Raw genomic sequence first — 24,553 nt, forward strand, 5'->3', positions numbered from 1 at the left:
ACAGGCTGCTTGTACACTGTGGCGTGTGAACTTTCGACGCCTTCCTGCCTCCACGAGCGCACTTCTCGTTGCTGTGCTCACCGCCGTCTCCCTCACCGCCTGTAGCTCCGGCGACGGGGAGCGCGAGACCGTAGTGGTGAAGTCCACGACCTTTGTGAACCCGGACGGGTCCGAGGTCGACCCCGCGGACTTCCCCGAGTGGGCGAAGGAGCCCAGCTCTTCACAGCAGTCCGGCGAGGGCGATTGGAAGAGCGAGTACGAGAACGTCATCGCGCACCCGGACGAGTACGCGTTTGACACCGACGCGCTGGTAGAGCCCACGGGCGAGTACAGCTACGCCCTGATCGAAGCAACCGGCGACGGGACGCCCGAGTTGCTGCTGAAGAAGGACTCGCGCGAGTTCGCGCCCGTGTTGGTCTTTCACCTGGATGAGGAGGGCAAGGCCCGCCCCTCGTCGCCGGTGTTGTTGGACGGGGTGCGCTCCGCTGGCGGCAGCCGCGCTGCGGTGTTCGCGTCCGCGTCGCAAAACGGCCTCTACCAGGAGGACCACTACTCCACCCAACCGGATGCGAACTTCCAGCTCTACTCCGTCGACGGCGACACGTTGACCAAGGTTGGTGCCCCAGAGGAAGCCCACATCGATGCCATCCCGGAGAAGTACCAGCAGGTCACATGGACCTCGACGACTGATCCGTCGGCGCTGCAGCAGGGGGCACCTGCAGCAGCAGCCCCGGCAGAAGGTGCGCAGGATGAGGCTCCCGCGGATGACGAGGTTCTCGGCGAAGGTGAGTTCGTGGGCACCGTCGAGGAGCTCACCATCGAGGAAGCACTGGCCCAAGCTGGCGCTGATGATCCGTCGGCGCCTGAATCCGGCAGTAAGTACTGGGTGCTGCACTTCGATGGCCCACAGGACATCTCGGCAAGCAAGGGCGGCTCTCGGGGGCCGGTTACGCAGACTACGGAGTACTTGCGGTTGGGGTATTCGGAGATCACCTCCTCAGGGAGTAGCGATGCCGGCACTGAGTGGGCACAGTACGTGGGCAAGCGAGTGAAAGTTTCGCTCGATCCCAGCACGTTGTCGTGGCCAAGTGACGTGAGCTACCCACTCGGGTCACTCAGGTTCACCTCCGAAGGAGCAGACTACGAGGTCACTGAACTCTAGGACATACGGGTGGGGGCAGCGGGGCGTCGAGAAGCACCAAGCCCCTAACGGTCACCCGGAATTTACCGGCAAGACACCCTGCGGAAAGCAAGGCTTTCTAAGTTTTATGGCAGCGTTTTGTGCTGCTCCCACCAGTTCGTCAGAAAGGCCCGACCCGTGCGCTTCCGCCGCAACGTCCAACTCCTCGCCACCACCACAGCCGCCGCGCTCGCCGTCTCACTGGCGCCCGCTGCGCTCGCTGCCGATGACACCGCAGAGTTCACCATCTCCAACATCACCGACTTCCACGGTTATTGGAAGCCCACCGACAAGGTGCCCGGCGCGGCGGCACTGAAGTGCTCCGTGGACAAGGCCGCCGAGGGCAAGACCCACATCTTCACCTCCGCGGGCGACAACATCGGCGCCTCCCCCTTCGAGTCGATGCTGCTGGATGACCAGCCGACACTGGACCTGCTCAACCTCATGGGTTTGAAGGTCTCGGCGATTGGTAACCACGAGTTCGACCACGGCGCAGCGGACGTCGAGGAGCGCGTGGTCAAGCAGGCCGACTTTGACTACCTGGGCGCGAACGCCCACACCATCGACGGTGTGAAGGACTACACGGTCGAGGAGCTCGACGGCGTGAAGGTCGCCTTCGTGGGTACCGTGACCGACGACATGCCGAACTTGGTCTCCCCCGACAACATCAAGGGCATTACCTGGGATAACCCGGTCGAGACCACCAACGCGCTGGCGAAAAAGCTGAAGGACTCCGGCGAGGCAGACGTTGTCGTCGCGCTTGTGCACGAGGGCAACCTCGGGCCGGACGACTTCAGCAAGGACGTCGACCTCGCGTTCCTCGGCCACACCCACCAGGTCATCGAGCCTGGTCAGACCAGTCCCGTGGTCATCCAGGCCGGCGAGTACGGCAAGCAGCTGGCCAACGTCGATCTTTCCTTCGATCGCGCGACCAAGAAGGCAACCGTCAAGCACGCAGAGCTTCTCGACGCCGACGCCATCCGCGCCTGCGACACCCCCGAACCGGAGGTCGACACCATCGTGCAGCAGGCCGAGGAGAAAGCTGGCGCGGAGGGCGAGCGCATCGTCGGCAACGCGGGCACCGACTTCTACCGCGGCGCGAAGGAGGGCAAGGAATCCGGCTCCTCCGTGGGCGTGGAATCCCAGCTGAACAACTTCGTCGCGGAGATCACCCGTTGGGGCGTGGACCAGAACTCCGCGATCACGCCCGACATCGGTGTGATGAACGCGGGCGGCGTGCGCTCGGACCTGGAGCAGGGCGACGTGACCTACGCCGAGGCCTTTGCGGTCCAGCCGTTCGGCGGCGAGAACACCTACGTGAAGATCACCGGCAAGGACTTCGTCGACGCGCTCGAGCAGCAGTGGCGCGACGGCGACTCCATGCCGTTCGCCGCGCTCGGTGTGTCCGACAACGTCACCTACACCTACGACCCGGAGGCGCCACAGGGCTCGCGCATCACCTCGGTCACCGTCGATGGCGCGCCGATCGACCCGGCGAAGAAGTACGTCATCGCCGGCTCCACCTTCATCCTGGGCGGCGGCGACCACTTTGAGGCGTTCACCCGCGGCACCGCACCGGCCAGCCTGGGCTACTTGGACCTCAACGCCCTCGTCGAGGCGCTCGGGGCAGGCAAGGCGAAGGCCCCGCGCGGCGGCCAGTCCAACGTCGGCGTGCACCTGGACGCCCCGCTGACCGCGGGCACGCCCGCGACGATCAACCTCTCCTCGCTGCAGTACACACTTGGCGAGACCGCGAAGCAGGTCACCGTGTCGCTCGGCGATGCGACGGCAACCGCAGACATCGACCCGGCCTACGGCCCGGAGGGGATGAACGAAAAGGGCAAGGCGACCGTGGCTCTCGACGTCCCGGCCGACATGTCCGGTACCCAGGAACTGCACGTCACCACCGACGCTGGCACCGACGCGACCGTCCCGGTCGAGGTCGCACCGGCGCAGGACACCGACGAGCCGGGCACCCCAGCCCCCGCAGGCAGCTCCGCCGCGGACCTCGCCTGGATCCTGCCGGTTGCGCTCGCCGGCCTCGCGGGCCTGGACAGCCTCATCGCGCTGCTTCTGCCGCAGCAGGTCGACCAGGTGCTCGGACCGATCGCCAAGCGTTAAGGCCACTCAGCTCATGACTGCCGGTGATGCACATGGGCCGCGGTAAGCCGCGCGCCGAGAAGCGGCGCATCACCGGCACCTATTCCATCGACACGGGCACCGCCGCGATCGTGGCGGACCCGTCCCGCGACGGTGGCTTCACCCTCGAGGTCAACAACGTCCCGTCTTCCTACGTGGTCCCCGGCGCGCCCGAGGTGCTGGAGTACGACTACATTCGCTGGTTCGCCCAGCTCATCAGCGCGCACGAGGCGGCCGGCAACCTCCCGCGCCCGTTCACCGCCGTGCACCTCGGCGCCGCGGGCTGCACGTTCGCATCGTTTCTCCAACAGCGCTACCCGGATTCCACCAACGTTGCCGTCGAGCTGGACAGCGCACTCGCCGACCTCGTGCGCTGGGCGTTCGACCCGCCGGTGCAGCTCGCGGTTGCAGAAGCCCGGGCGTTCACGCACGCGCTCGCGCCCGGCTCCGTCGACGTGATCGTCCGCGACGTCTTCGCGGGGCCGGACACGCCCCGCGCGTTAACCACCGTCGAGTTCTTCACCGCCGCGCGGCGCGCCCTGCGCCCTGGCGGCCTCTTCATGGCCAACATCGGCGACACGGAGGGGTTGCCGCGCACCCGCACCGAGCTCGCCGGCCTGGAACTCGTCTTCGGCCACACCGCCGCCCGCTCCGAGGGTCGGGGGTACGGGAATGTGGTCGTGGGGGCGTCGACAAGCAGCATTGCGCTCGACGGGGCCTTGCTTATCGACGCCAACGAGTGCGCCCCACTCCGCGACTGATTACAGTGTTGCGAGTTCCCGAAGCGAAGCGACAGGAGGCCAACGTTGCACCATTTCAGCCCGTTGTTTCAGATGGGGCCTGCGAAGCGCGACCATATTCCCGCGTTCCGCACCGCGCTCGGCGTGGCGATCCCGATGTTTACACTGCTGGCGCTTGGACGACTTGACCTGGCAATTTACGCAAACTTCGGCGCGTTCACCGGCGTGTACGGCCGCCACGCCACCCCGCAGGTGCGGCGCAAGCACCATCTGCTGGCCGGGAGCGCGCTGACCCTGTCGGTGACGATCGGCGCAACAATTGCCTGGGTGGGCCTCAGCCCCTGGATCTTGTTGCTGGTCAGTTCGCTGGTGTCCTCGGTGTGGGCGACGATTGCCCTCGCCGCCGACATGAAGCCGACCGGTTCCGTCTTTGTGATCTTCTCGGTCGCCGCGGTCGGTTCGCTGCGCGACCCGGTGCACCCGCTCATGGCGTTCGGCATCGCGGGCAGCTCGGCGCTGCTCTGCCTGGTGCTCGGCCAGTGTTCCCAGTACATCGGCGAAGGGCCCGGCGGCAACGCGAAGGCCCCCGAGCGCCCGTCGCGCGCCCCCGACGCCGGCCCCGTGCCCCGCAAGCGGCTGCGCGTTGAGGCCGCTCGTTTCTTCTTCTCCCCGCTCCTCGCGGGCGTGATCGGACTGTTCTCGGTGATGCTCATCGACCCCCTCTCGCACTTCTACTGGGCGATGGTGGCCGCGGTCGCGCCGCTGGTGAACTCGCGGTTCAAGGTGCAGTACTTCCGCGCGATAGAGCGCGTGCTGGGCACGCTGTCGGGCATCCTGGTCGCGGGCTTCCTGCTCTCGCACCCGATGCAGGGGTGGCAGATCGTGGTGTGGATCATTGTGCTGCAGTACCTCACTGAGATGTACGTGACCCGCAACTACACCATCGCCGGCAGCTTCATCACCCCAACCGCGCTGCTGATGATCCAGACGGTGCAGGCTGCCCCCGTCGCGCCGATGCTGCTTGCCCGCACGGCTGAGACGATCCTGGGCGCGGCCGCGGCGCTGGTCATCATCGCGATCGGCTACGTACGCAAGTACCCGACCGTGGTGCTCCCTAAAGCTGCAGGTCTTGGCCAACAGTCGGCCGGTAGTACACAGCCCGATCCGCAGTCAGCGCCCTGAGGTGCGGGTTCGTCACCTCGGCGAGCGCCCCGATATACCCGGGCACCATTGACTTTGGCAGGCGCAGCCCCAGCGTCAGGTGCGGTACCCACCGCTCCCCTCGCCCATCAGGGTTCTCTGCGCTGAGCTGCCGGGCGGCGCGCTCGAGCGCCTCCGGCGCCTCGAGTAACCACGCGACCGTCTGCTTGGACTTGGTACCAAAGACGACGGTGCCCACCCGATCCAGTCTCGCGGGGAGCAGCGGCGGCAGCAGCGCCGCCGCGCTTTCTACCGCGCTCTGGCGCATCCGCGGCGCAAACGTCACCGAGATATGGGGGCGCTGGTGCTGGCGCGGGAATCCCCGCTGCTCCAGCGCGTCAAAGATCCCGCGGACCTGATCTTCCTCCGTGTCGGGGAGGCGCAACAGGATGTTTTCCGGCGAGCGCGAGGACATTCCAGTCGGTCGTTTCCCGAGTTAGACAAACTCGACCGAATCGAGCAGTTGCTGAAATTCCGGGGCGAGCTCCTGGATCCGGCCCACGTCCGCGGTGAGCGCGAGCATGACCACCCACCGTTGCGCGCCGCCCTGCTCGCGCAAGATGAGGTAGTTCTGCAGCTGCGCCACCTCGCCGCGCGTGCCGTCCTCCGCCGAGGCGGACAGCGTCACCTGCTGCAGGCCCGCATTACCGTCGGGGCTAACCTCCCCCTGCTCCACTCGCGGATTCTGCCCCGCCTGCTCGAGCCGGGCGAGGTTGTCCTTCATGACCGCCTGCATGTCGGCGTCCTCCGCCAGCGCCGCGGTCAGCCCGCTGATGGTCGGCGACATGAACACGGACTGCTCCGCCTCGGCCGCACGGGCGAGGAGGAAGTCCATGTTCGCGGGCGTGGTCGCCTGGACCCAGTTGCTATTCGGAAGGGAAAATTTGTACTTCGTGGCCATGCTGCCCAAGGGTACGGCACGGCCGCGAATCGCTACGCAGTGCTGGCAGGCGAGCCAAACTCCCGGATGTAGCACAGCATGGCCACGTCCTGGCCCGGCTCAATGTTGGTGTATCCGCGCCGCTCGTAGAACTGACGGGCACCGGCATCAACGGCGTCCACGTTGATCTGCACCTCGCCCACGTGCCGTGCGCGCGCCTCAGCCTCCGCGCGGTCCATGATTCGGGTGCCGATGCCCTTTCCCCGGAGTTCGGGCGCAGCGTTAGCAGGGCGAATCCGACGGGCTCGGGCGACTCCGCAAGCACCACGTACCCGTGGTCCCCAGCGATGAGCTTTGCGACGCTCCCCGCCCGGTCAACCCCCGCGACGGCAACCCCCGCCCCGCTGTCCAATCGCAACCGCGCTACGCCTGCGCAGCGTTGGCGCCGTTGTCGCCGCCCGGGGCGGTGACGTTCCACGCGACGTTAAAACGGTCGACCACCATGCCGAAGTGCTCGCCCCACGGCGCCTGGGCGAACGGCATGCGCGCCTCGCCGCCGTCTGCAGCGAGGGCGTCGTAAAGCTTCTTTGCCTCCTCGGGCGAGTCCGCTTCGACGGTGAAGCCGTACTCGCTGGCGCTGAGTTGCTCGCGGTCGTGCTCGAGGTCGTCGCCGCCGGAGATGGTGAACGGGCCGCGCAGCAACGCGTGCGCGACCTTGTCACGGGGCGGTTCGAACGGGAACTGCACGCCGTTGTCCAGCTGCTCGCCGTAGGTGAGGATGCGGAGCTCGCCACCGAAGACGGAGTGGTAGAACTCAAGCATCGCGCGAGCGTTGCCGGGGAATGCGATATAGGTGCATGTGTGAATTGCCATGCGGCCAAGCGTAGACGCACAGCGCCGGTGTTGCCCGGCGGAGGAGGTTACGGGCGCAGGGGGCGCCGTGCTCGACGGAACGCAACGGTGAGCACGACCACCGCGAGCGCCGCCGCGACGAACTGCGTTGCGGTCCCGCCCAGCGACAACGGCACCCCGTAGTCCTGCAGGCTTGCCGCAGTATTCCACGCCGCGTGTGCTGCGACAGCGATGCCGATGCCGTTGAAATACCAGGCGAGCCAGGCGTAGAGCAGGCCATCGAGGAAGAAGTGTGCGAACGCGAGGGGTTCGCTCCAAGCTGCGGGGTGCACGGCAACGAACAGGAGCGCAGCGGCGATCGCGCCGACGAGCGGGTGCCGCGTCCACGCGGTAAAGGCCTGGAAGACAAGCCCGCGGAACAGCATTTCCTCGGCAAGCGCGGCAAGCAGAATCGCCACGAGCTCGAGCGGGAACGTACTGGAAAAGCCTGCGAACGCCTTGTCCCACGACGAGCCGAACGCGTAGACGCTGATCAGTCCCAGCGTGACGGCTATGACGGCAAACGCCAACAGATATGCCGCGACGAGCGTGAGCGGCCGCAGCGCTTTCCCACTCCACAGCACCGAAGCCGCGGAGCGCCGCCCCACCAGTTTGACTGCCACGAGCACCGCAATGATCTCGACGATCACGGTGGCGTAGGTAAACCAGCCGTCGACGTCAGGAGATGAGGCGTCAAGCCCTGCCGCCTCGAGCGAGAGCCCGACGACCACTGTCATCGCGATCACCATGACGATCACGGTGAGCATTTCGGCCAACGGTTTCCACCAGGAGTAGTTCGATTGCCGTCTGGCGCCGAACGCGAAATCACGCACGCGATCCACTTGAGTTTCCTCTCCTATTCTTTCGGGTTTCATACAGCCGGCACAACGCTACATCCGTGGATCGTCGGTCGCCCGTTGGCCACCGCTCAGGCCGGTGAGAAGAATTGGATTGCACAATGAAAACCAGGGGGTTGACCCAAAGAAAGGTTTGCCTTACTTTAGAAGGAGTGCTTGCAAAGGCGAGCCTTACCTAAAGCAAGAAAGGTCTGCAGTTGAAACTTTTCCAACGCGCCGGAGCACTCCTTGTCTCCGCAGCCACGGTCCTCGGGCTCGCCGCCTGCTCTGGAAGCGACGACAACACCGCCGCGGTGACCGAGACGCAGAACGCCTCCTCGTCCGCCGCACGGAGCGCGGACGCCGTCCACATCACCGACGCCGCCGGGCGCACGCTCGACTTCGAGGCGCGCCCCGAGCGAATCGTGCTCGCCGAGGGCCGCGCGGTGTACGCCACCGCGACCCTGCAGGACAACCCATTCAACAACGTGGTCGCGTACGGCGACGACCTCAACAAGGCGGCCCCGGCCCTGCAGGAAAAGCTGCTCGAGGACTACCCCGAAGCCAAGGATATGCCAATGATCGGCTCCATCCAGAAGGGCGACGTCACCGCTGAGAACCTCCTCGCCCAAAAGCCGGACGTCATCATCATGACGCTCGACCAAAAGAAGGCAAGCGAGGAGAACGGCTTCCTCTCCAACCTCGACGCGCTGGGGATCAAGTACGCGTTCATCGACTTCCGCCAGAAGCCGCTGGAAAATACCACCGTATCGATGACCATGCTGGGCGAGCTCTTGGGCCAGCAGGAGCGCGCGGAGAAGTTCAACGCCTTCTACGACGAGAAGGTGAAGACGATTACAGACCGCGTAGCCAACATCGAGGACCGCCCAGACACGCTGGTGTGGACCGCGGCCGGCTTCCAAGACTGCTGCTCTGTCGCTGGCGACGTCCACCTCGGCACCCTGGTCACGGCCGCGGGCGGCCACAACCTCGGCCCGGAGGTGCTCGGCACGGATTCCACCCAGCTGACGCCAGAAAAGCTCGTAGAGATCAACCCCGAGAAGCTCATCGTCACCGGTGGCGAGTGGGCAAGCGACCCGTCGAAGTCCGAGTCCTACCACCACGTCGAGCTGGGCTACCAAGCGGACGAACAGACCGCGATCGAGTCCTGCTCCGGCCCGCTGAAGATCCCGGGCATTGACCTGCTTGACGCGCCGAAGAACGGTAATTACTTTGCCGTGTACCACCAGTTCTACGACAACCCCTTCAACGTGTTCGCACTCGAGGCCTTTGCCAAGTGGCTCCACCCGGAGGAGTTCGAGGACATGGACCCGGCAGCAGACTTCGAGCAGTTCCACAAGGACTTCCTCCCCTACGAATACAGCGGCGCCTTTTTCGCCGACCCCAACAGTGAAACCTCGTAAATGACCACTTCAACAGCCCTTCGACAGATCGACCCCAACGGCGCAGAGCGCGCCGGGGCAGACGCCCCGGCCTCGGCGGAAACCGCCCGGAACGACGCGATTCGTTCGTACCGGAAGCGTGGGCGTCGAAAAGCACTTGCGATCGTGGGCCTGATTATCGCGGCGGCGGTGAGCTTCCTCATCGCCATCATCGTCGGCCCGCTGAACCTGTCGCTTGCCGACGTCTGGAACGCCGTCTTCAACCCGGAAAGCGTCGACGATCAGACTCGGACCGTCATCCGGACGCTGCGGCTGCCCGCGGCCGTGATGGCCGTCCTCGTGGGCGCCGCGCTGGGCCTGGCGGGCGGGCAGATGCAGACCATCCTGGATAACCCGCTCGCCGAGCCGTTCACCCTCGGTATCTCTGCGGCGGCCGCATTCGGCGCCGCGGTGTCGATCGTCATGGGCTGGGCCCTCATCCCCAACCCGCAGTTCAACCTAGCGACCATGGCCGCGCTCACTGCGCTGATCGCGGCGCTCATCGTCGCTGCCGCCTCGGTGTGGAAGGGCGCGAACGCGCAGTCGATGATCCTGCTCGGCATCGCGCTGTCCTTCCTCTTCCAGGCGCTCCTCTCACTCCTGCAGTACGGCGCGAACACCGAGGCGCTGCAACAGATCGTCTTCTGGACCATGGGCTCGCTGCAGCGTGCCAACTGGACCGCCAACATCATCCTCGCCGCCGTCATCGTCTGCGCGATCCCCTTCTGCATCGTCAACGCGTGGCGGCTCACCGCGCTGCGCCTGGGCGAGGACCGCGCCGCCGCGCTCGGCGTCGACGTGCAGCGCCTGCGCATCACCACCCTCATCGTCGCCTCTGTGCTGGCCGCGGCCTCGGTCGCGTTCACCGGCATCATCGGCTTCATCGGGCTGGTCGGCCCACACGTCGCCCGCATGCTCGTCGGCGAGGACCAGAAGTTCTTCCTCCCTGCCGCGGCAGCTGCCGGGTCGATGCTGCTCAGCATCGCGTACGCGGTCTCGCTGTCCATCATCCCCGGGGTGGCCATCCCGATCGGCATCATCACCGCGCTCGTCGGCGTCCCGTTCTTCGTCTTCCTGATTTTCACCCGCGCCCAGCGGAAAGGATAACGCCATGACTATTCAGGCTGATGACCTCACCGTCCAGTACGGCCGCAACACCATCATCGATGCCATGAGCTTCGCCCCGCTCGACGGCGGCAAAGTCGTCGGACTGCTGGGTCCCAACGCTGCCGGCAAGTCCACCCTGGTGAAGACACTCGCCGGCGTAAAGAAAGCCGCCTCCGGCTCCTGCACCGTCACCATCGACGGCCAGGAAGTCAAGGACAAGGACCGCCCAAACCACGTCGGTTACGTCCCCCAAGACCTACTCTCCGGCGCGTCGCTCACGGCGTTTGAATCCATCATGATCTCCGCCAACCACGGCGGCAGCACCAGCGGTGACCCCGTCGACGCCACCGCGCGCGTCATGCAACGCCTCAACATCTCCCACCTGGCCGACCGCATGATCACCGCGATGTCCGGCGGCCAACGACAGCTGATTGGCATTGCGCAGATGCTTGTGCGCGAACCGAGCATTTTGCTTCTCGACGAGCCCACCTCCGCCCTCGACCTCCGCCACCAAGTGGAAGTCCTGCGACTGATCCGCGAGGAGATCGCCGGTACCAACAAGCTGGCAATTGTGGCAATCCACGACCTCAACCTCGCGGCCCGCTACTGCGACGAGCTCCTCGTCATGAAGGCCGGGCAGCGCGTCACGCAGGGCCCACCGACCGAGGTGCTCACCCCGGACCTGCTCGATGAGGTCTACGGCATCCGCGCCAAGATCCTCAGCGACTCCGGCGTCCCCGTCATCTGCCCCGTCTAGGCGGGTCAGGTCCTTTATTCACCTACTCGCCGCGCTTGATGTTTTCCATCTTCTTGCCGCGGGCGAGCTCGTCGACAAGCAAGTCCATCATGCGGATCTGGCGCATGAGCTCGTCCTCGACCTCCTCCACGCGCACCCCGCACACCTTGCCGGTAATCAAGTTGGCATTCGGGGTGAGCGTGAGGTCCGCGAAGAATTCGCGCAGCGTCTTTCCCGAGTCCGCGGCCGCGTGCAGCTCCTCCGGACTCAGCTGCGTAAACCAGCCGAGGACGTCGTCGAGATCCTCGCGGGTGCGCCCCTTCCGCTCCACCTTGGCCACGTAGTTGCCGTAAATGTCGCCAAAAGGGTAAGCGAAGACCCGCTCTAACTTTGCCTGTTCGTTCATGCGCGTTTCCCTCTTGCTCCTTAGTGGATCTGTGAGTTCATGTCCGAGTATCCCACGCTAGGCGGATGTGGCGAGGTATGACGTGTGCTGCTCGTCTTGCGCAGTTCGAGCACTCCAACCATTGCGCGATGCTCAACCACTGAATACACTGTATTCAAACTCACCAAGGGGGCGATCATGGCAACGGTGACGATCCGGATGGATGATAACGATGCGGAGCTCGTGCGCAAGTACGCACGCTTCGAAGGAGTCACTCTTTCCGACTTCGCCCGTACTGCGATCTTGGAGAAAATCGAAGACGCGCACGATGTACAGGAGCTTCGCGACGCTCTCGCTCACGACACCGGTGAGCGGTTCAGCCTTGATGACATCCTGGCCGACCTCGATCAGTAGCGCTCCCGGTGACCACACCGTCCGGCCACTACAAAGTCGAATTCACGGCCCGCGCACGCAAGCAACTCAAAAAGATGGACCGCTTTGATGCACGGCTCATCGCCACCTGGATCAAAGACAACTTGGAAGGCTGCACCGACCCACGAGCATTCGGGAAAGGGCTCTCCGCGAATCACACCGGAGAGTGGCGCTATCGCGTCGGCGCGTACCGAATCCTCGCCCTCATCAACGAAGGCACAATCACAATCGAGGTGCTTTCAATAGGCCATCGCCGCGAGATCTACCGCGATTAATCGTGCGCACGGTAGGCTCTCCATTCTTCATCGACCCCAGCGCAAACGTAGGGTGGGTGACATGAACGACCTGACTATCGCCCCCGGCCCGGGGATCCCCGGTGGCGCGGTCATCGCTGCCGCCGATCTAACGGAGCGGTTTGCAAAATCATCGGGGCCGGGCGGCCAGGGCGTCAACACCACCGACAGCAAGGTCCAGCTTTCCCTCGACATTGCTGCGTGCGCATCGCTTACCGACGCCCAACGTCACCGCATCTTGCGCAACCTCGAACACCGCCTTGACGGCACCGTGCTTACCGTGAGCGCGTCGACGCAACGATCGCAGATTCGTAACCGCGCTGAGGCACGTCGCCGCCTGGCTGCGCTCTTGCGCGAGGCGCTCGCCCCGTCGCCTCCCCCGCGTCGCACAACGAAGCCAACGCGGGGCTCGGTGCGGCGCCATCGAGAGGCGAAGATGCGGCGCTCAGAACTCAAGTCCACGAGGCGGCGCCCCCAGATTCCCTAGCGCTCGCCATAGACTCGCGTTATGCCAAGAACCGACGTGTCCTTCCCCTCCGGGGGCGGCTCCTGCGCCGCGTGGCTGTCTGTCCCCGACTCGGCTCGCCGATGCTTGTGATGGCGCACGGCCTCGGCGGGGTGCGCCAGATGCGTCTCGACGCCTTCGCCGAACGCTTCAGCAGCGCCGGCTACCGCTGCCTGGTGTTCGACTACAGGCACTTCGGTGCCAGCGCAGGCGAGCCGCGGCAGCTGCTTTAGGTGCGCCGCCAACTGGAGGATTGGCGCAACGCAATTACATACGCACGGCAGCTCGACGGCGTCGATCCGGACCGGATCGTCCTGTGGGGCACCTCGTTCGCCGGCGGGCACGCCATCCGCACCGCCGCACGCGACCCGCGGGTTGCGGCCGTGATTTCCCAGTGCCCGTTCACCAACAGGTTCGCATCGACATTTGCGCTCCCGCCGAAGGTGTTGGCCAAGATCGCCGCGCTCGCCGGCATCGAAGCACTGATCCCACCTGGAGACCAGACGCCGTCGGGCATCACCGCCCGCTTCGGCGCCGACATCGTGCGCTACTTCCCCGGCCGCGACGCCCGCAGAATCCAGTGCCCCGCGCACCTCGCGGTGTGCGAGGACGATTCGCTGGCGCCGCCGCGCCCCACCCTGCGGCACGTGCGGAAGGCCCCGAAGGGAGAGGTTCGCATGCAGCCCGGCGGGCACTTCGACATCTACGTCGGCGACGCCTTCGAGCGCAACGTGGCGCAGCAGCTGGATTTCCTCGCGCGATACGTCCCGATAGGCTCCAGGGACGTGGATTAGGTGCTACGCCGAGACAGCTTGGATCGGTTGAATCTGCTCGATCTCGGCGAGGGCCTTATCTTCCGCCAGCTCAATCTCATACTGGTTCTGCAGATTCATCCAGAATATCGGCTCCACCCCAAAATATTTTGCAAGCCTAAGAGCGGTGTCAGCCGTGATTCCACGTTTGCCGTGCACAATCTCGTTAATACGACGGGGCGGAACCCCGATAGACACAGCAAGCTTGTGCTGAGTGATTCCGAATCCCTCAATGAAGTCTTCTAAGAGAATCTCCCCAGGATGAATCGGCGGGTACAGCTTGTTCGACATGGCATTCCTTAGTGGTAGTCCTCAATGGTCACATGTTCGGGCCCTGCGCCCTTCCAGCGGAATGTAATTCTCCACTGGTCATTCACTCGGATACTAAACGTCCCTTTCCTATCTCCCTTGAGAGCCTCTAGGCGATTCCCGGGCGGTACGCGAAGAGAGTCAAGGGATACAGCAGCGTCGAGCTGGTGGAGCTTCTTGTTCGCCGACTTATGGATCCGAGGATCCAGTTTCGGAACTGGTTCACGCAGGAATACCAGCTCGGTCTCTCGGTTCCCGAACGACTGGATCATGCCTTACCCTACCCCCCCATAACGCAAAGCGTCAATAACGCACAACGTTAAGCTTTAGCTCACCCGAATGCAAGTACACTCCCACCCTACGCAACAACACCGTTTCCGCATTACGGTGACTACCGTGAAGACAATACAAGGGAAGCCTATCAGTGAAGATCAGGTTGATACTTGGGGCACCGAAGCCGAAAATGGCTACGAGATCGAGTTCCTACTTTCTCGCGGGAGAAAACCTCGCGATACAAAACACTCCATTAGGCCGGAAGGCTCTAACTCCGCTCGTACACCAGACAGCGCATTTTAAGCCCCGCCCCTAAAATGATGCTCATGAGCGATCCCAATTTCACGATCCGGCAGATCACCTTCGACTGCAACGATCCCTCAAAGCTCGCCGAGTTTTGGTCCGCCGCAACCGGTTGCGAAATCGCCGCGGATTACGGCGATTTTGTGATGGTTGATTCCACCCCGGCGCTGGGATTTCAGCGCGTTAAGGATCCGACACCTGGGAAAAACCGCATGCACATCGACGTTGGCGGGGCGGAGCGCGAAACTTTTATCGAACGCCTCAAAGACCTAGGCGCTACCGAACTCACTACCCACGAGGCGCCGGGATTGGTGTGGACTGTCATGCAGGACCCGGAAGGCAACGAGTTCTGCGTGGGGAACCCCGGGGCCTAGCTACACATTGAACTTAAATTCAACGGTATGTAGTTGCAAAGTTACTTTCTCGAGAACCTCGCCGCCCACGTCGCTCCCGCGTTGGGCGGCAGCCGAACCACAAAGGATCAGTCATCTGCTATCCCATCGACTAATTCTTGCAGGTCGCAGGACCTTCGCGTAACTGTCAGTTCAGCACATTTTGAATAGTTCAGCACACGATGTATTGTTCAGCACATGCTGACCATTGCTTCACGCCTCGACGTCATGAACCGGCTCGGCCGGGCCATGGCGGATCCGACGCGCTCCAGAATCCTGATGACACTACTCGACGGCCCGAGCTACCCAGCCGTGCTTTCGCGCGCCCTGGACCTGACCCGCTCGAACGTCTCGAACCACCTGACCTGCCTGCGCGACTGCGGCATCGTCGTCGCCGAGCCGGAGGGCCGCAAGACACGCTACGAAATCGCCGATCCGCACCTCGCGGCAGCGCTCAACGCGCTGGTGAACGCGACGTTGGCTGTCGACGAAAACGCCCCGTGCATCGACCCTGAATGCTCGGTGCCCGGCTGCGGCGAGAAGGGAGCGGACGCATGAGCTCGGCATGTGGATGCGCACACGAACCCGCCAAAGAGATCGAAGAACTCGATCGGCCATGGTGGAAGGACCCCGAGTTGCTACTGCCGATCTTCTCCGGCGTAGCCCTCTGCGTAGGCCTGGCGCTGGGCTGGTCCGGGCTAGCGACACCCGCGACAGTACTGTTCTGGGTCGGCCTGCTGCTAGGGGCGTATACGTTCGCGCCCGACGCGATCCGAAACCTTGTCACGAAGCGCAAGCTCGGCATTGGTTTGCTGATGACCATCAGCGCGGTCGGCGCGGTAATCCTCGGTTACGTCGGAGAGGCCGCGGCGCTAGCGTTCCTGTACTCGATCGCCGAGGCGCTGGAAGACAAGGCGATGGACCGGGCGCAGGGCGGACTGCGGGCACTGTTGAAGTTGGTACCGCAGACCGCGACGGTGCTGCGCGACGGCACGTCGGTCGAGGTCGCAGCGAAGGACCTCGCGGCTGGCGAGCTTATGCTCGTGCGCCCCGGAGAGCGGATCGCCACGGACGGCATCATTCGGTCTGGGCGCTCCAGCCTTGACACCTCAGCGATCACCGGAGAATCCATTCCGGAGGAGGTTGCGCCCGGCGACGAGGTGCCCGCGGGAGCGATCAACTCCGCCGGTGTGCTGGAAGTCCAGACGACCGCAGCTGGAACGGACAACTCGCTGACCACACTCGTGGACCTGGTCGAGCAGGCGCAGGCGGAAAAGGGCGACCGCGCCCGGATCGCCGACCGGATTGCCCAACCCCTAGTGCCCGGGGTGATGATCCTGGCGGTGCTAGTCGGCGTGATCGGCTCGCTGCTGGGCGACCCCGAGACGTGGATCACCCGTGCGTTGGTGGTTCTGGTCGCAGCGTCGCCGTGCGCGCTGGCAATCTCCGTGCCGCTGACGGTCGTGGCCGCGATCGGCGCGGCCAGCCAGTTCGGCGTGGTCATCAAGTCTGGCGCGGCGTTCGAGCGGCTCGGCGGCATCCGTCACCTGGCGGTGGACAAGACCGGAACCCTCACCCGCAACCAGCCCGAGGTTACCGGCGTGGTCCCGGCAGACAGGTTTGATCGGGCGCAGGTGCTTACTTTCGCGGCGGCAGTTGAGCAGCAATCGACGCACCCCCTCGCCGCGGCGATCGCGGCAGCGGGGCCCGAAGCGCCCGCCGCCCAGGACATCAGCGAGGAAGCCGGGCACGGCATCAGCGGCACCGTCGAAGGCCGACGGGTGCTGGTGGGCAGCCCCCGGTGGATCGACGCCGGGCCACTGAAGGCAGACGTTGAGCGCATGGAGTCCGAAGGCCAGACCTGCGTCCTAGTCACCGTCGATGACGCTCTCGCCGGAGCGATCGGTGTCCGCGACGAGCTGCGTCCCGAGGTTCCCGAAGCCGTGCAGACCCTGCGCGCCAACGATGTGGAAGTGAGCATGCTCACCGGCGACAACACTCGCACCGCCCGGGCGCTGGCTGAAATCGCCGGAATCGACGACGTGCGCGCCGAGCTGCGCCCTGAGGACAAGGCAAGCATCGTCGCCGAATTTTCCTCCAAGACGCCGACGGCGATGATCGGCGACGGCATCAACGACGCGCCGGCACTGGCGGGCGCGACGGTGGGCATTGCGATGGGAGCAACCGGCTCTGACGCCGCGATCGAGTCCGCTGACGTCGCCTTCACTGGCCACGACCTCCGGCTGATCCCGCAGGCGCTGCAGCACGCCCGCCGAGGCAGCAGGATCATCAACCAGAACATCGTGCTGTCTCTGGCCATCATCATCGTGTTGATGCCACTGGCGATCAGCGGTGTGCTGGGCCTGGCCGCCGTCGTGTTGGTTCACGAAGTCGCTGAAGTCATCGTGATCTTGAACGGCCTGCGGGCTGCACGAGCGAAACGCTGAGGCTGTGACCGGCAAGTCTTATAAGAGTTAAACCACGCGCCGAGCGCACACACGTTGGACCAGGCGAGTCATTCGAGTTCACCACCTGGTCCTTCTCGATGCGTGCAGGCACGGGAACTGTGGGTGAACCTAATAGTTCAACGGCCCGATACCGCTTGCAGATTCTACACACGAGGTAGCGGAATGGACCGAGGCCGAACGAAAACCGGAGTTAGAGACAGCGCTCTTCAACCTCCCCCCCCCCCCAATAACGCGAAACGTCATTAACGCTCCGCGTTACACATTAAATTTGAATTCAACGGAGTGGCGAAAGAAGGCTACCTCACTCAGTTGTAAGCGATTCGAGAAACCTGAAAAGTGTGCCGCAAGGCGTTTTCTGCTCGGAAAGGCAACCTCCGCAGGCTAGATCGCTCCCCGTCACGAAGAGCTGGCACCGCCGAAGTTGCCCTCACGCCAGATTCGGACTCATTCTCACAGTCAGTCGCGGAACGAAAACCAACTGAGCACGGTCCTGGCTGCAGCTAGAACTGTTGGTGCCGAAACTAAATACCATCTTCTAACCGCTGGCGAAGCACGACTTCTTCTTCATCGCTGAGCCCGGCAAGTCTTTCACCGTGTTGTTCCTCTTCGAATCGCAGCGCATCCGCCAATGTTTCTTTCAACGGGCGAATCCGCAGGCCCGCTTCGTAGGCTGCGGTGCAATCGAGTAGCGCGATGTTGCGAAACTGTTCACCTGGTACCCACAACGGCAACGATTTTGGGCCCATCCACGGGGTTACATCATTAGCGAGAAGCAGTTCATCAGAGCAAGGTCGCTCCGTAGACTCCGATGCGGTTAACTCCCGCGAAATCTTGAACACATCGGACAAGGAAGTAGCAAACCCCGTAGCATTAAAGGTTCCGAAAGTCCCGACTTCTGCGGACTCAACTATCCAGCCTGCAAGGTCTTTCACATCGATCATAGCGACGGGAAACGCCGGGTCTGGGACGATCACGTTCTCACCCGTGGGATGCGCGAAGCGCCACGGATAGTAACCACTGCGCCCTGTTTCGTCGCCGTAGCCGGCGATCAGACCGGGTCGAACTACCATTACCGACCGATTTGTGCTTCGATAAGTCGTTTCGCAAGCAGACTTTGCGGCTGGGTACTGCCCCATGTTCTCCATGTAGTCAATTTCAAGCGGAGCGACTACAGAATCAGACTCGGAAGAAATACTTCCCTGATCCTCATATACGCTGCTCGAAGACACAAATATACGATGCTTGGCCTGGAGTTTCGCCGCCGCATCCCGCGCATGCTTCGGCTGACTCGTCAGATCCACAATGGTGTCCCAAGTTTTCCCCGCAACCTCATCGTACGCACCGTCACGGTCACGGTCTGAACTCACAAATTCGGTTCCGTTGGGAACCTTCCCGTTACCCCGCGCGAGGCAAGTAACTTGATGTCCTCGCTCGACTGCTGCAAACGCAATGTGCCCTCCAAGGAAACCGGTACCACCGAGCAACAAAAAGTTCATGTCCCTAGTTGTACACGAAACCTTCTCACACGTGACCAGTCCTAATCCCAGCGCATCCAAGCTGGAATAAGATGTCAGAGCAGGATTACCCCACCATCTGCCAGAGCTTCTTATTCGGCTAACCTACACATTGAACTTAAATTCCACCACGTTCCGTAGCCGAATAACCTCTTGACCGGCACTCCTCCAGAGGGAAGCATGAAGGCATGAACATCGAACGCATCGTCCCCAACCTCACGGTGGCAGACCTCCGCAGAAGCGTCGACGAACACGCTGCGGTCCTCGGTCTCGAGGTGGTCATGGATCACGGCTGGATCGTCACACTCGCCGATTCCAGAGGCTGTCAGCTGAATCTCCTCACGAGAGATGCCACAGCCCGCGAGAATCCCGATGTCTCAGTCTTCGTCAACGATGTCAAAGCCGCCTACGGTCGCGCTGTCGAGGCAGGTCGTGAAATCGTGCACCCTCTCACGACCGAAGAGTGGGGCGTCACGCGCTTCTTCTACCGCGACGGATCAGGCAACGTCATCAACGTCGGCATGCATTCTCACTGAGCATCGTCGTCGTACGAAGGCCACTAATCGCAGTCACGCGACGCGCACCGCCGCATCCACCACGAGCTCGGCACCGGCTGCCTGCGCACGTTGAACACGTCAACGACCGCCGCTAGCATCTACCATACGATCGTATTATAGAGGAGGTCCGTATGAAGCGGTACCGCGTCGGCGCGATGGCCTGGGTGCTCAGCGCACTGGTGTTCCCGATTCAGTTGTTCGTGGCGCTGGGCTGGCCAAATCGCTACTCGCTTTCTCGCAACACCATCAGCGATCTCGGTGTGACCACCTGCGGGGAGTACTCCGAACTCGGTCAGCAGATACGTCAGGTGTGCTCGCCGGAACACGCGGTCTTCAACATCGGCATGGTCGCTTCCGGGGCTCTGGTCCTGCTCGGCGCGGTTGTCCTGCATGGATACTGGACTCGGCTCGCCGGCCAGGCCGGAACCATCCTGATGGCGATCGCCGGAGCCTCGGTCATCGGCGTCGGCCTTCTCCCCTGGGACGTGTCGCCGGCAGCCCACGACGGCTTCGCCCTGCTTCAAGCCGCCGCGCAGTGGATGGCCATGGCGCTCATCGCCGTCGCCGCCGGGCCGGGCAGATTCCGGAAGGTCACGGCCGCGGTCGTGATCCTCTCCGTCGCAAGCTTTATCATGTTCGCCGCAGCACTGGATGGGTACGAGATGCCTTGGATTGGGCTCGGCGGTGCCGAGCGGCTCTCCTTCGACTCGCTGACGCTCTGGACCGCGCTGACCGGCGTTGCCCTCATGAGGGCTCACAAGCTGTCCGCTCAGGTGCGGGAGCGGACCTCTCTGCGACGGCCATGCGACAGCACTGCTGTCTCGATGCGTGGGCCCTCCGCTGAGAACCGGACATGAGCTTTCGGCTAAACGTTGAACTTGAATTCAACGGAGTGTCGTCGATAAATAACTATTCGATGCGCAAAGTACAACGAAATACCGCTAGAAACAGACAACATATGGGGGTGCACAGAAACTCATATAGGTTCTGCGGAAAACCTATAGGGTGCGTCGCTAAAAACCGCTGTGCGCGAAAAACATAAAGGGTTTACGGACCCGGTCCCAGACCCCTCAATACTCTGAGCCGGAAGAATGGAAAGTGGAAGGTTGATGTATCCCCACTATTTATTTTTTCCGTTTTTCGGAGTACATCGGGAGCTACAACTGCGGACCAGCTCTGTGTGAACTAGATGAGAAGGCGCAGCAGCGAATCATCGACGCTGGACAGTTGGTGCTGCGGGCACGCGAGCGGCACCCCCAGCGGTCACTCGCGGAGCACTACAACCCGTTATCGATGGACCCAATTCTGCTCAAGGCCCACAACAACTTGGACCGGGAAGTCGATAAGGCTTTCGATGTGGCACGCAAACTCACCAACGAGCGCCAGCGCCAGGAGCTAATGTTCGCCAGCTACGGGTAGTTGGCGAGGGGCTATGTCTCCTCGCTTTCATCAAAATCGAAACCACCAGCAGGGTCGTTCCCCGTGCGGGTGATTTTGATCGGTCCCGCTGCTGGGTGTAGAACCCTGTCGCTGGCAACGCCGGGAACTATGACTGTGCTCGACGAGAACACGTCACTGCCATAACGCGGCTCACGGTAGACGAACATGGGTCGTTCACTACTACTGGTGGATTTCGGTTTTGGTGGTGGGGGGATTACCGCCGCCGGCCTCGATTTTTCCGTTGAGGAGGGCGTTGACTACTTCCCGATTGTGAAATGGGCCGATGGCGCGGTGAAGAGGAACCAGTCACCTGGAAGAGATCGATCCAGTCGCTGGTGTGCAATCTGGGAGGTAGGGTTGCGGGGTCGATTCCTCGCGAGCGCAACCATGATTGTGTCTCTGAACGTGATGAAAACAACCCTGCCCTTCGGAGAATTTCCCCTATCCCGCGTCCCCGGGCGGTGAAAACGGTGTGCACCATCGCCTGAAAGGCTTTGCGTTGCTCTATCGGGATCTTCGGGTCACCCACCCGGCGGATCACTAAGATCCCCCCGTCAACGTTTGGCTGTGGCCGGAAAGCAGACCTTGGTACTCGGGAACCAAGGTGAAACGTGAACCATGGGGACCACTGAGCTGTCATCATCGTGCTTGCACCTACCCCGGCCCGGCGGCGAGCGACTTCCCACTGCATGAGGAGTACAGCGGCAGTCCATGCCGGCGCATGCAACAACTTTCGAAGAATGGCAGTGGTGAGGTGAAAGGGAATGTTTCCCACAATGACGCAGGGAGTGGCGGGTAACGGGAAGTTGAGGAAATCATCATGGACCACTTCGACCGACGCCGAGGCGGTCTTTTTTGTGAGTTTGGCAGCTAGTTTTGCGTCTACCTCAACTGCCGTTATTGCCCTCCCCAAGTGGGATATCGGGTGAGTGAGGGCACCGCTTCCTGGCCCGATCTCAATGATGGGGCCGGAGGTTTGTTTTACAAGATCGACGATGGAGTTGATGATCTTGTGGTCTGTGAGAAAATTTTGGCCATGTTCGTGACGGCCGTATCCGTATGTAGACATCAGGTGTGCTCCGTGGAGTTGAAACGGAGCCGGGCATGGCAAATGGCCGCCCGGCTAAAGGACCGGAGCGGTTTCTAACCTGCGGGAGGGAGAAAACCGCCTTAGCGGCTGGTGAGCGGCCGCATGAAAACGGAACCTGAAATCAACATGGGCCTATCGTATCCAATTAATTTCGCAGGGTCCAATACGGTGAGAAAGAAGACAACCGCACCGCAACAGTGCAAGACCTCTCTGGATTGGAATTTAATTGAACATGGGTTTGGGGTACGACGCGCCCTACTCGGAGTGGCACGGACACTACGGCTGCGCGCCCACACACAACAGTAAAGAGCTCGGCAATGCACAGACACGTAACGAGAGCGCCACAAATGTATGTACGTTTAAGTTACAGCATCGACACTGACGCTCCACATGGAGGGACGGCCGCAGCCCTGCAGCAAGCACACGGCAGGGTGTCTGCTTCGGGCGACGTGAAATTACGCAGAAAAATACGAAACACATCACCGCAGGTCACGGTAGGTATTTGCGGGTCATTTCGTAATCTCGTAAACGAAAAGAACAAAACTACGAAACGCAAAAACATACGTTGAGCAGCGTAAATGGTTTTCGTTTCGTAATTTTTCCACTTTTTGAAGAAAATCTAAATAAGAAGAGACACCTTGATTGCGATTGTGTCCCGTGTCACATAGCTGCAACCCCTGCAGCGTGCCCTCAACGAGGACGCTCTGCGTCGTAGACATGTGCCTGCAATGCGTGTCTGTGTCTCTCTCTTAAAAGGTTTGGGTCGAAATACCGCAAAATTACGAAACATCCCCGAAATGTGACGTGTCTATGCAGGTCACAGCGTTATCGCGTGTTTCGTAGTTTTGTTCTTTTCGTTTGCGGAAATCACGAAACCGCAGGTAGAGCGTTTCGTAATTTTTTCGTATTTTGATCGGCAAATTACGAAACGAGGTCAAAACTACGAAACGAGCGCGCTACAGACGTGTCACAGGTCATAAAAAGGCGCGCCCCTTGCGTGTCACCGTGACGCAGCATCCCGGCCGTGTCACATAGCTACAACCCCTGCAGCGTGCCCTCAATGAGGACGGTCTATGTCGTAGACATGTGCCCGTAATGTGTGTCTGTGTCTCTCCCTTAAAAGGTTTGGGTCGAAATGCCGCAAAATTACGAAACATCCCCGAAATGTGACGTGTCTGTGCAGGTCACAGCGTTATCGCGTGTTTCGTAATTTGGTTTTCCGATTTTCGTAGTTCTACGAAACCGCAGGTAGAGCGTTTCGTAATTTTTTCGTATTTTGATCGGCAAATTACGAAACGAGGTCAAAACTACGAAACGAGCACACTATAGACGTGTCACAGGTCACAAAAAGGCGCGCCCCTTGCGTGTCACCATGCCGCCACACAACAGCTGCCCCACCACAACACCCCAGCCGTGCCACGTGGCGTGTAGAAACGTGCTCGGTTCGATTCGTAAAGATTAGGTCGCAGGCTATTGTGCGCGACGCATAAGTTCCGTACGATGGCCCCCAGACCGTATGTGGCGTTTTAATTCGTTTTTGGTTTAGCCAGCCGCATACGGGGGATAACCCCGAGGATAATTCATAAAGAGACAGCCTCTCGACCGTGATAGGCGCGGTTCCTCCGACGAGATAGACCGGTCGGCAACGGCATTGCCAACCACAAAAGCGGTCAGGTAGGGAGTAAGCGCTCCCGTAAAGCGATGGGACGGCAGACCACCGTTCTAGCGAGTTGAGCACGGCACTCCAAGCCGCCTGAATAGCAAGCCGGTAAAGCACCCCGCTCCGGGACAGATCAATCTGCCCAGGAGCGTTTTTCTATGTCCGAAAAGGACACGACTACCGCCGTCGCGCCACGCTTTTACACGCTGCAGGAACTCGCCGATCTCGGCGTCGGCTCCGAGTCCACGTTGCGAAAAGCTATTAAAGAGGGCCGTCTTTCATTCCACCGTTTCGGCACCGCCTATCGGATTCGCCAAGACGATCTCGACGCCTACCTCGCGGCCGCACGCCGCCCTGCCCCGCAGCTATTCGACGGCTTCGTCGATGCCGTCGTGAATGCAGCGCCCCAACTGACAGATGAGCAGCGCCAGCAGCTCGTCACGGTGCTGGGCGGTGTGAAGCACTAATGCGGACAAACCCGCCTACGACGAGATCCCGCCGCTTAGCTCAGCTAGTCAGGCTGGGTCTTGAACTGAGTGCGAGGGCTGATGGGTGATGGCCGTGCTACTACACACGCGCGCTCCACCGTCGTGCCCCGAGTCCAAATAAACAGTTCATTCAACCAAGGAGAACAAACCATGTCTTTCAGAGACGATTACGCAGCAGCGCTGCGCGATGAGCAGCAAGCAAAAGATACCGTGAACGAGGCGCGCCGTGCACACAAAGCGACAAAGGAGCGCCTTGCGCAGTTGCGCAAGTATGCCGAAGAGTTCGAGGTGAATCTCGACGGTGACAAGTCCGCCAGCACCGAAGGGGACGGTGACAAGTCCGCCAGCACCGAAGGGGACAGCGATACACCTGAGAACGGTGACGGCGACACGCCTGAGAGCAACGAGGGCAGTAAGCCGAAGCGGCATCTAGAAGTTGTACCCGACTAACCCTTTAGCCGTACACGCAATCACCTCATGT

At 62.1% G+C, this 24,553-nt stretch carries 27 protein-coding genes and 2 pseudogenes; 19 read left to right on the forward strand and 10 right to left on the reverse strand.

All coding sequences use genetic code 11. The features are described 5' to 3' along the window. The first annotated feature begins 25 nt into the window (after positions 1 to 25). The 4 genes from FPH17_RS03900 (at position 26) to FPH17_RS03915 (ending at position 5,241) form a co-directional block, all read left to right on the forward strand. Positions 26 to 1,162 carry a hypothetical protein gene (locus FPH17_RS03900; RefSeq protein WP_154878757.1) on the forward strand — a complete coding sequence of 379 codons (1,137 nt, stop codon included), beginning with the start codon at positions 26 to 28 and terminating at the stop codon, positions 1,160 to 1,162. Positions 1,163 to 1,318: 156 nt separating this feature from the next. Beyond that, positions 1,319 to 3,301 (forward strand): bifunctional metallophosphatase/5'-nucleotidase, encoded by a 1,983-nt coding sequence (locus FPH17_RS03905; RefSeq protein ID WP_154878758.1) that lies wholly within the window; start codon positions 1,319 to 1,321, stop codon positions 3,299 to 3,301. Between the two features lie 32 nt (positions 3,302 to 3,333). Further along, entirely contained in the window at positions 3,334 to 4,080 is a 747-nt protein-coding gene (locus FPH17_RS03910; protein WP_167496768.1) for a spermidine synthase, read from the forward strand. Between the two features lie 45 nt (positions 4,081 to 4,125). Next, positions 4,126 to 5,241 carry an FUSC family protein gene (locus tag FPH17_RS03915; RefSeq protein WP_133064706.1) on the forward strand — a complete coding sequence of 372 codons (1,116 nt, stop codon included), beginning with the start codon at positions 4,126 to 4,128 and terminating at the stop codon, positions 5,239 to 5,241. Here FPH17_RS03915 and FPH17_RS03920 read toward each other — a convergent pair. The 5 genes and pseudogenes from FPH17_RS03920 to FPH17_RS03940 all read right to left on the reverse strand — a co-directional run bounded on the left by FPH17_RS03920 (position 5,174) and on the right by FPH17_RS03940 (position 7,797). Continuing rightward, positions 5,174 to 5,674 carry a 2'-5' RNA ligase gene (locus FPH17_RS03920; RefSeq protein ID WP_154878759.1) on the reverse strand — a complete coding sequence of 167 codons (501 nt, stop codon included), beginning with the start codon at positions 5,672 to 5,674 and terminating at the stop codon, positions 5,174 to 5,176. The two genes, FPH17_RS03915 and FPH17_RS03920, sit on opposite strands and share 68 nt — an antisense overlap. 21 nt (positions 5,675 to 5,695) lie before the next feature. Then, a complete protein-coding gene (locus FPH17_RS03925; protein WP_154878760.1) occupies positions 5,696 to 6,160 on the reverse strand; it encodes a hypothetical protein in 465 nt (154 codons plus the stop codon). Positions 6,161 to 6,192: 32 nt separating this feature from the next. Next, positions 6,193 to 6,462 (reverse strand): annotated as a pseudogene (locus FPH17_RS03930) (GNAT family N-acetyltransferase); the annotation flags it as partial. A gap of 100 nt (positions 6,463 to 6,562) precedes the next feature. Next, on the reverse strand, positions 6,563 to 7,012 hold the full coding sequence (locus FPH17_RS03935) for a VOC family protein (RefSeq protein ID WP_095278913.1): 450 nt from the start codon (positions 7,010 to 7,012) through the stop codon (positions 6,563 to 6,565). A 47-nt stretch (positions 7,013 to 7,059) separates the two neighbouring features. Continuing rightward, entirely contained in the window at positions 7,060 to 7,797 is a 738-nt protein-coding gene (locus FPH17_RS03940; RefSeq protein WP_167496769.1) for a CPBP family glutamic-type intramembrane protease, read from the reverse strand. A gap of 287 nt (positions 7,798 to 8,084) precedes the next feature. Between FPH17_RS03940 and FPH17_RS03945 the strand changes: the two genes are divergently transcribed. Genes FPH17_RS03945 through FPH17_RS03955 form a run of 3 tightly spaced genes read left to right on the forward strand, consistent with a single transcriptional unit; the run spans position 8,085 to position 11,172 of the window. After that, positions 8,085 to 9,290: an ABC transporter substrate-binding protein gene (locus tag FPH17_RS03945; RefSeq protein ID WP_095537038.1), complete on the forward strand. Its 1,206-nt coding sequence runs from the start codon at positions 8,085 to 8,087 to the stop codon at positions 9,288 to 9,290. Beyond that, positions 9,291 to 10,415: a FecCD family ABC transporter permease gene (locus FPH17_RS03950; protein WP_154878763.1), complete on the forward strand. Its 1,125-nt coding sequence runs from the start codon at positions 9,291 to 9,293 to the stop codon at positions 10,413 to 10,415. A gap of 4 nt (positions 10,416 to 10,419) precedes the next feature. Further along, positions 10,420 to 11,172, forward strand: coding sequence for an ABC transporter ATP-binding protein (locus tag FPH17_RS03955; RefSeq protein ID WP_154878764.1), 753 nt, complete (start codon positions 10,420 to 10,422; stop codon positions 11,170 to 11,172). Positions 11,173 to 11,194: 22 nt separating this feature from the next. Here the strand turns inward: FPH17_RS03955 and FPH17_RS03960 are convergent, their stop codons facing one another. Then, a complete protein-coding gene (locus FPH17_RS03960; RefSeq protein WP_154878765.1) occupies positions 11,195 to 11,557 on the reverse strand; it encodes a DUF2200 family protein in 363 nt (120 codons plus the stop codon). Positions 11,558 to 11,734: 177 nt separating this feature from the next. On the opposite strand from FPH17_RS03960, the gene relB reads away from it, so the two are divergent. The 4 genes and pseudogenes from relB (at position 11,735) to FPH17_RS03980 (ending at position 13,560) form a co-directional block, all read left to right on the forward strand. Further along, complete coding sequence (gene relB / locus FPH17_RS03965) at positions 11,735 to 11,950, forward strand: type II toxin-antitoxin system RelB family antitoxin (RefSeq protein ID WP_154878766.1); 216 nt, start codon at positions 11,735 to 11,737, stop codon at positions 11,948 to 11,950. Between the two features lie 8 nt (positions 11,951 to 11,958). Next, positions 11,959 to 12,243: a type II toxin-antitoxin system RelE family toxin gene (locus FPH17_RS03970; protein WP_095545698.1), complete on the forward strand. Its 285-nt coding sequence runs from the start codon at positions 11,959 to 11,961 to the stop codon at positions 12,241 to 12,243. 61 nt (positions 12,244 to 12,304) lie between these two features. Further along, positions 12,305 to 12,748 (forward strand): alternative ribosome rescue aminoacyl-tRNA hydrolase ArfB, encoded by a 444-nt coding sequence (arfB, locus tag FPH17_RS03975; RefSeq protein WP_154878767.1) that lies wholly within the window; start codon positions 12,305 to 12,307, stop codon positions 12,746 to 12,748. A gap of 21 nt (positions 12,749 to 12,769) precedes the next feature. After that, positions 12,770 to 13,560: pseudogene (locus tag FPH17_RS03980) on the forward strand (alpha/beta hydrolase). A gap of 3 nt (positions 13,561 to 13,563) precedes the next feature. Here the strand turns inward: FPH17_RS03980 and FPH17_RS03985 are convergent. Next, positions 13,564 to 13,869 carry a HigA family addiction module antitoxin gene (locus FPH17_RS03985; protein ID WP_154878768.1) on the reverse strand — a complete coding sequence of 102 codons (306 nt, stop codon included), beginning with the start codon at positions 13,867 to 13,869 and terminating at the stop codon, positions 13,564 to 13,566. A gap of 8 nt (positions 13,870 to 13,877) precedes the next feature. Next, positions 13,878 to 14,159: a type II toxin-antitoxin system RelE/ParE family toxin gene (locus FPH17_RS03990; protein WP_154878769.1), complete on the reverse strand. Its 282-nt coding sequence runs from the start codon at positions 14,157 to 14,159 to the stop codon at positions 13,878 to 13,880. A 327-nt stretch (positions 14,160 to 14,486) separates the two neighbouring features. Here FPH17_RS03990 and FPH17_RS04000 point away from each other — a divergent pair, with 327 nt between their 5' ends. The 3 genes from FPH17_RS04000 (at position 14,487) to FPH17_RS04010 (ending at position 17,302) form a co-directional block, all read left to right on the forward strand. After that, complete coding sequence (locus tag FPH17_RS04000) at positions 14,487 to 14,837, forward strand: VOC family protein (RefSeq protein WP_095537048.1); 351 nt, start codon at positions 14,487 to 14,489, stop codon at positions 14,835 to 14,837. A 216-nt stretch (positions 14,838 to 15,053) separates the two neighbouring features. Further along, on the forward strand, positions 15,054 to 15,413 hold the full coding sequence (cmtR, locus tag FPH17_RS04005) for a Cd(II)/Pb(II)-sensing metalloregulatory transcriptional regulator CmtR (protein ID WP_154878770.1): 360 nt from the start codon (positions 15,054 to 15,056) through the stop codon (positions 15,411 to 15,413). Next, positions 15,410 to 17,302, forward strand: a complete 1,893-nt coding sequence (locus FPH17_RS04010) for a heavy metal translocating P-type ATPase (protein WP_154878771.1) — start codon at positions 15,410 to 15,412, stop codon at positions 17,300 to 17,302. The genes cmtR and FPH17_RS04010 overlap by 4 nt, the downstream gene beginning before the upstream one ends. A 542-nt stretch (positions 17,303 to 17,844) precedes the next feature. On the opposite strand, the gene FPH17_RS04015 is transcribed toward FPH17_RS04010, so the two are convergent. Beyond that, complete coding sequence (locus FPH17_RS04015; protein ID WP_005291014.1) at positions 17,845 to 18,819, reverse strand: NAD-dependent epimerase/dehydratase family protein; 975 nt, start codon at positions 18,817 to 18,819, stop codon at positions 17,845 to 17,847. A 206-nt stretch (positions 18,820 to 19,025) separates the two neighbouring features. Between FPH17_RS04015 and FPH17_RS04020 the strand changes: the two genes are divergently transcribed. From FPH17_RS04020 to FPH17_RS12140, 3 genes are all read left to right on the forward strand, one after another. After that, complete coding sequence (locus FPH17_RS04020) at positions 19,026 to 19,373, forward strand: VOC family protein (protein WP_154878772.1); 348 nt, start codon at positions 19,026 to 19,028, stop codon at positions 19,371 to 19,373. A 152-nt stretch (positions 19,374 to 19,525) separates the two neighbouring features. Then, the gene (locus FPH17_RS04025; RefSeq protein ID WP_154878773.1) at positions 19,526 to 20,251 is read left to right on the forward strand and encodes a DUF998 domain-containing protein; all 726 of its coding nucleotides are present in this window, start codon (positions 19,526 to 19,528) and stop codon (positions 20,249 to 20,251) included. Positions 20,252 to 20,624: 373 nt separating this feature from the next. Next, complete coding sequence (locus tag FPH17_RS12140; protein WP_331252961.1) at positions 20,625 to 20,813, forward strand: type IIL restriction-modification enzyme MmeI; 189 nt, start codon at positions 20,625 to 20,627, stop codon at positions 20,811 to 20,813. A gap of 235 nt (positions 20,814 to 21,048) precedes the next feature. Here FPH17_RS12140 and erm read toward each other — a convergent pair whose 3' ends face one another. Further along, positions 21,049 to 21,903, reverse strand: a complete 855-nt coding sequence (erm, locus tag FPH17_RS04035; RefSeq protein WP_016456425.1) for a 23S ribosomal RNA methyltransferase Erm — start codon at positions 21,901 to 21,903, stop codon at positions 21,049 to 21,051. A gap of 1,839 nt (positions 21,904 to 23,742) precedes the next feature. Here erm and FPH17_RS04040 point away from each other — a divergent pair. Continuing rightward, a complete protein-coding gene (locus FPH17_RS04040) occupies positions 23,743 to 24,051 on the forward strand; it encodes a helix-turn-helix domain-containing protein (RefSeq protein ID WP_024058948.1) in 309 nt (102 codons plus the stop codon). Between the two features lie 171 nt (positions 24,052 to 24,222). Then, complete coding sequence (locus FPH17_RS04045) at positions 24,223 to 24,522, forward strand: hypothetical protein (RefSeq protein WP_154878774.1); 300 nt, start codon at positions 24,223 to 24,225, stop codon at positions 24,520 to 24,522. Positions 24,523 to 24,553 lie beyond the last annotated feature (31 nt).

It is taken from the genome of Corynebacterium gottingense, from assembly GCF_007559235.1.
GTDB lineage: Bacteria > Actinomycetota > Actinomycetes > Mycobacteriales > Mycobacteriaceae > Corynebacterium > Corynebacterium gottingense.

Coding starts and splice junctions, on each gene's coding strand:
- FPH17_RS04015 (WP_005291014.1), bottom strand. CDS start 18,819: ATGAACTTTTTGTTGCTCGGTGGTACCGGTTTCCTTGGAGGGCACATT.
- FPH17_RS03960 (WP_154878765.1), bottom strand. CDS start 11,557: ATGAACGAACAGGCAAAGTTAGAGCGGGTCTTCGCTTACCCTTTTGGC.
- FPH17_RS03910 (WP_167496768.1), top strand. CDS start 3,334: ATGGGCCGCGGTAAGCCGCGCGCCGAGAAGCGGCGCATCACCGGCACC.
- FPH17_RS03935 (WP_095278913.1), bottom strand. CDS start 7,012: ATGGCAATTCACACATGCACCTATATCGCATTCCCCGGCAACGCTCGC.
- FPH17_RS03925 (WP_154878760.1), bottom strand. CDS start 6,160: ATGGCCACGAAGTACAAATTTTCCCTTCCGAATAGCAACTGGGTCCAG.
- FPH17_RS04025 (WP_154878773.1), top strand. CDS start 19,526: ATGAAGCGGTACCGCGTCGGCGCGATGGCCTGGGTGCTCAGCGCACTG.
- FPH17_RS04010 (WP_154878771.1), top strand. CDS start 15,410: ATGAGCTCGGCATGTGGATGCGCACACGAACCCGCCAAAGAGATCGAA.
- FPH17_RS04020 (WP_154878772.1), top strand. CDS start 19,026: ATGAACATCGAACGCATCGTCCCCAACCTCACGGTGGCAGACCTCCGC.
- FPH17_RS04040 (WP_024058948.1), top strand. CDS start 23,743: ATGTCCGAAAAGGACACGACTACCGCCGTCGCGCCACGCTTTTACACG.
- relB (WP_154878766.1), top strand. CDS start 11,735: ATGGCAACGGTGACGATCCGGATGGATGATAACGATGCGGAGCTCGTG.
- FPH17_RS03940 (WP_167496769.1), bottom strand. CDS start 7,797: ATGCTCACCGTGATCGTCATGGTGATCGCGATGACAGTGGTCGTCGGG.
- FPH17_RS04045 (WP_154878774.1), top strand. CDS start 24,223: ATGTCTTTCAGAGACGATTACGCAGCAGCGCTGCGCGATGAGCAGCAA.
- FPH17_RS04000 (WP_095537048.1), top strand. CDS start 14,487: ATGAGCGATCCCAATTTCACGATCCGGCAGATCACCTTCGACTGCAAC.
- FPH17_RS03985 (WP_154878768.1), bottom strand. CDS start 13,869: ATGTCGAACAAGCTGTACCCGCCGATTCATCCTGGGGAGATTCTCTTA.
- FPH17_RS03920 (WP_154878759.1), bottom strand. CDS start 5,674: ATGTCCTCGCGCTCGCCGGAAAACATCCTGTTGCGCCTCCCCGACACG.
- FPH17_RS03955 (WP_154878764.1), top strand. CDS start 10,420: ATGACTATTCAGGCTGATGACCTCACCGTCCAGTACGGCCGCAACACC.
- erm (WP_016456425.1), bottom strand. CDS start 21,903: ATGTCTACATACGGATACGGCCGTCACGAACATGGCCAAAATTTTCTC.
- arfB (WP_154878767.1), top strand. CDS start 12,305: ATGAACGACCTGACTATCGCCCCCGGCCCGGGGATCCCCGGTGGCGCG.
- FPH17_RS03990 (WP_154878769.1), bottom strand. CDS start 14,159: ATGATCCAGTCGTTCGGGAACCGAGAGACCGAGCTGGTATTCCTGCGT.
- FPH17_RS03950 (WP_154878763.1), top strand. CDS start 9,291: ATGACCACTTCAACAGCCCTTCGACAGATCGACCCCAACGGCGCAGAG.
- cmtR (WP_154878770.1), top strand. CDS start 15,054: ATGCTGACCATTGCTTCACGCCTCGACGTCATGAACCGGCTCGGCCGG.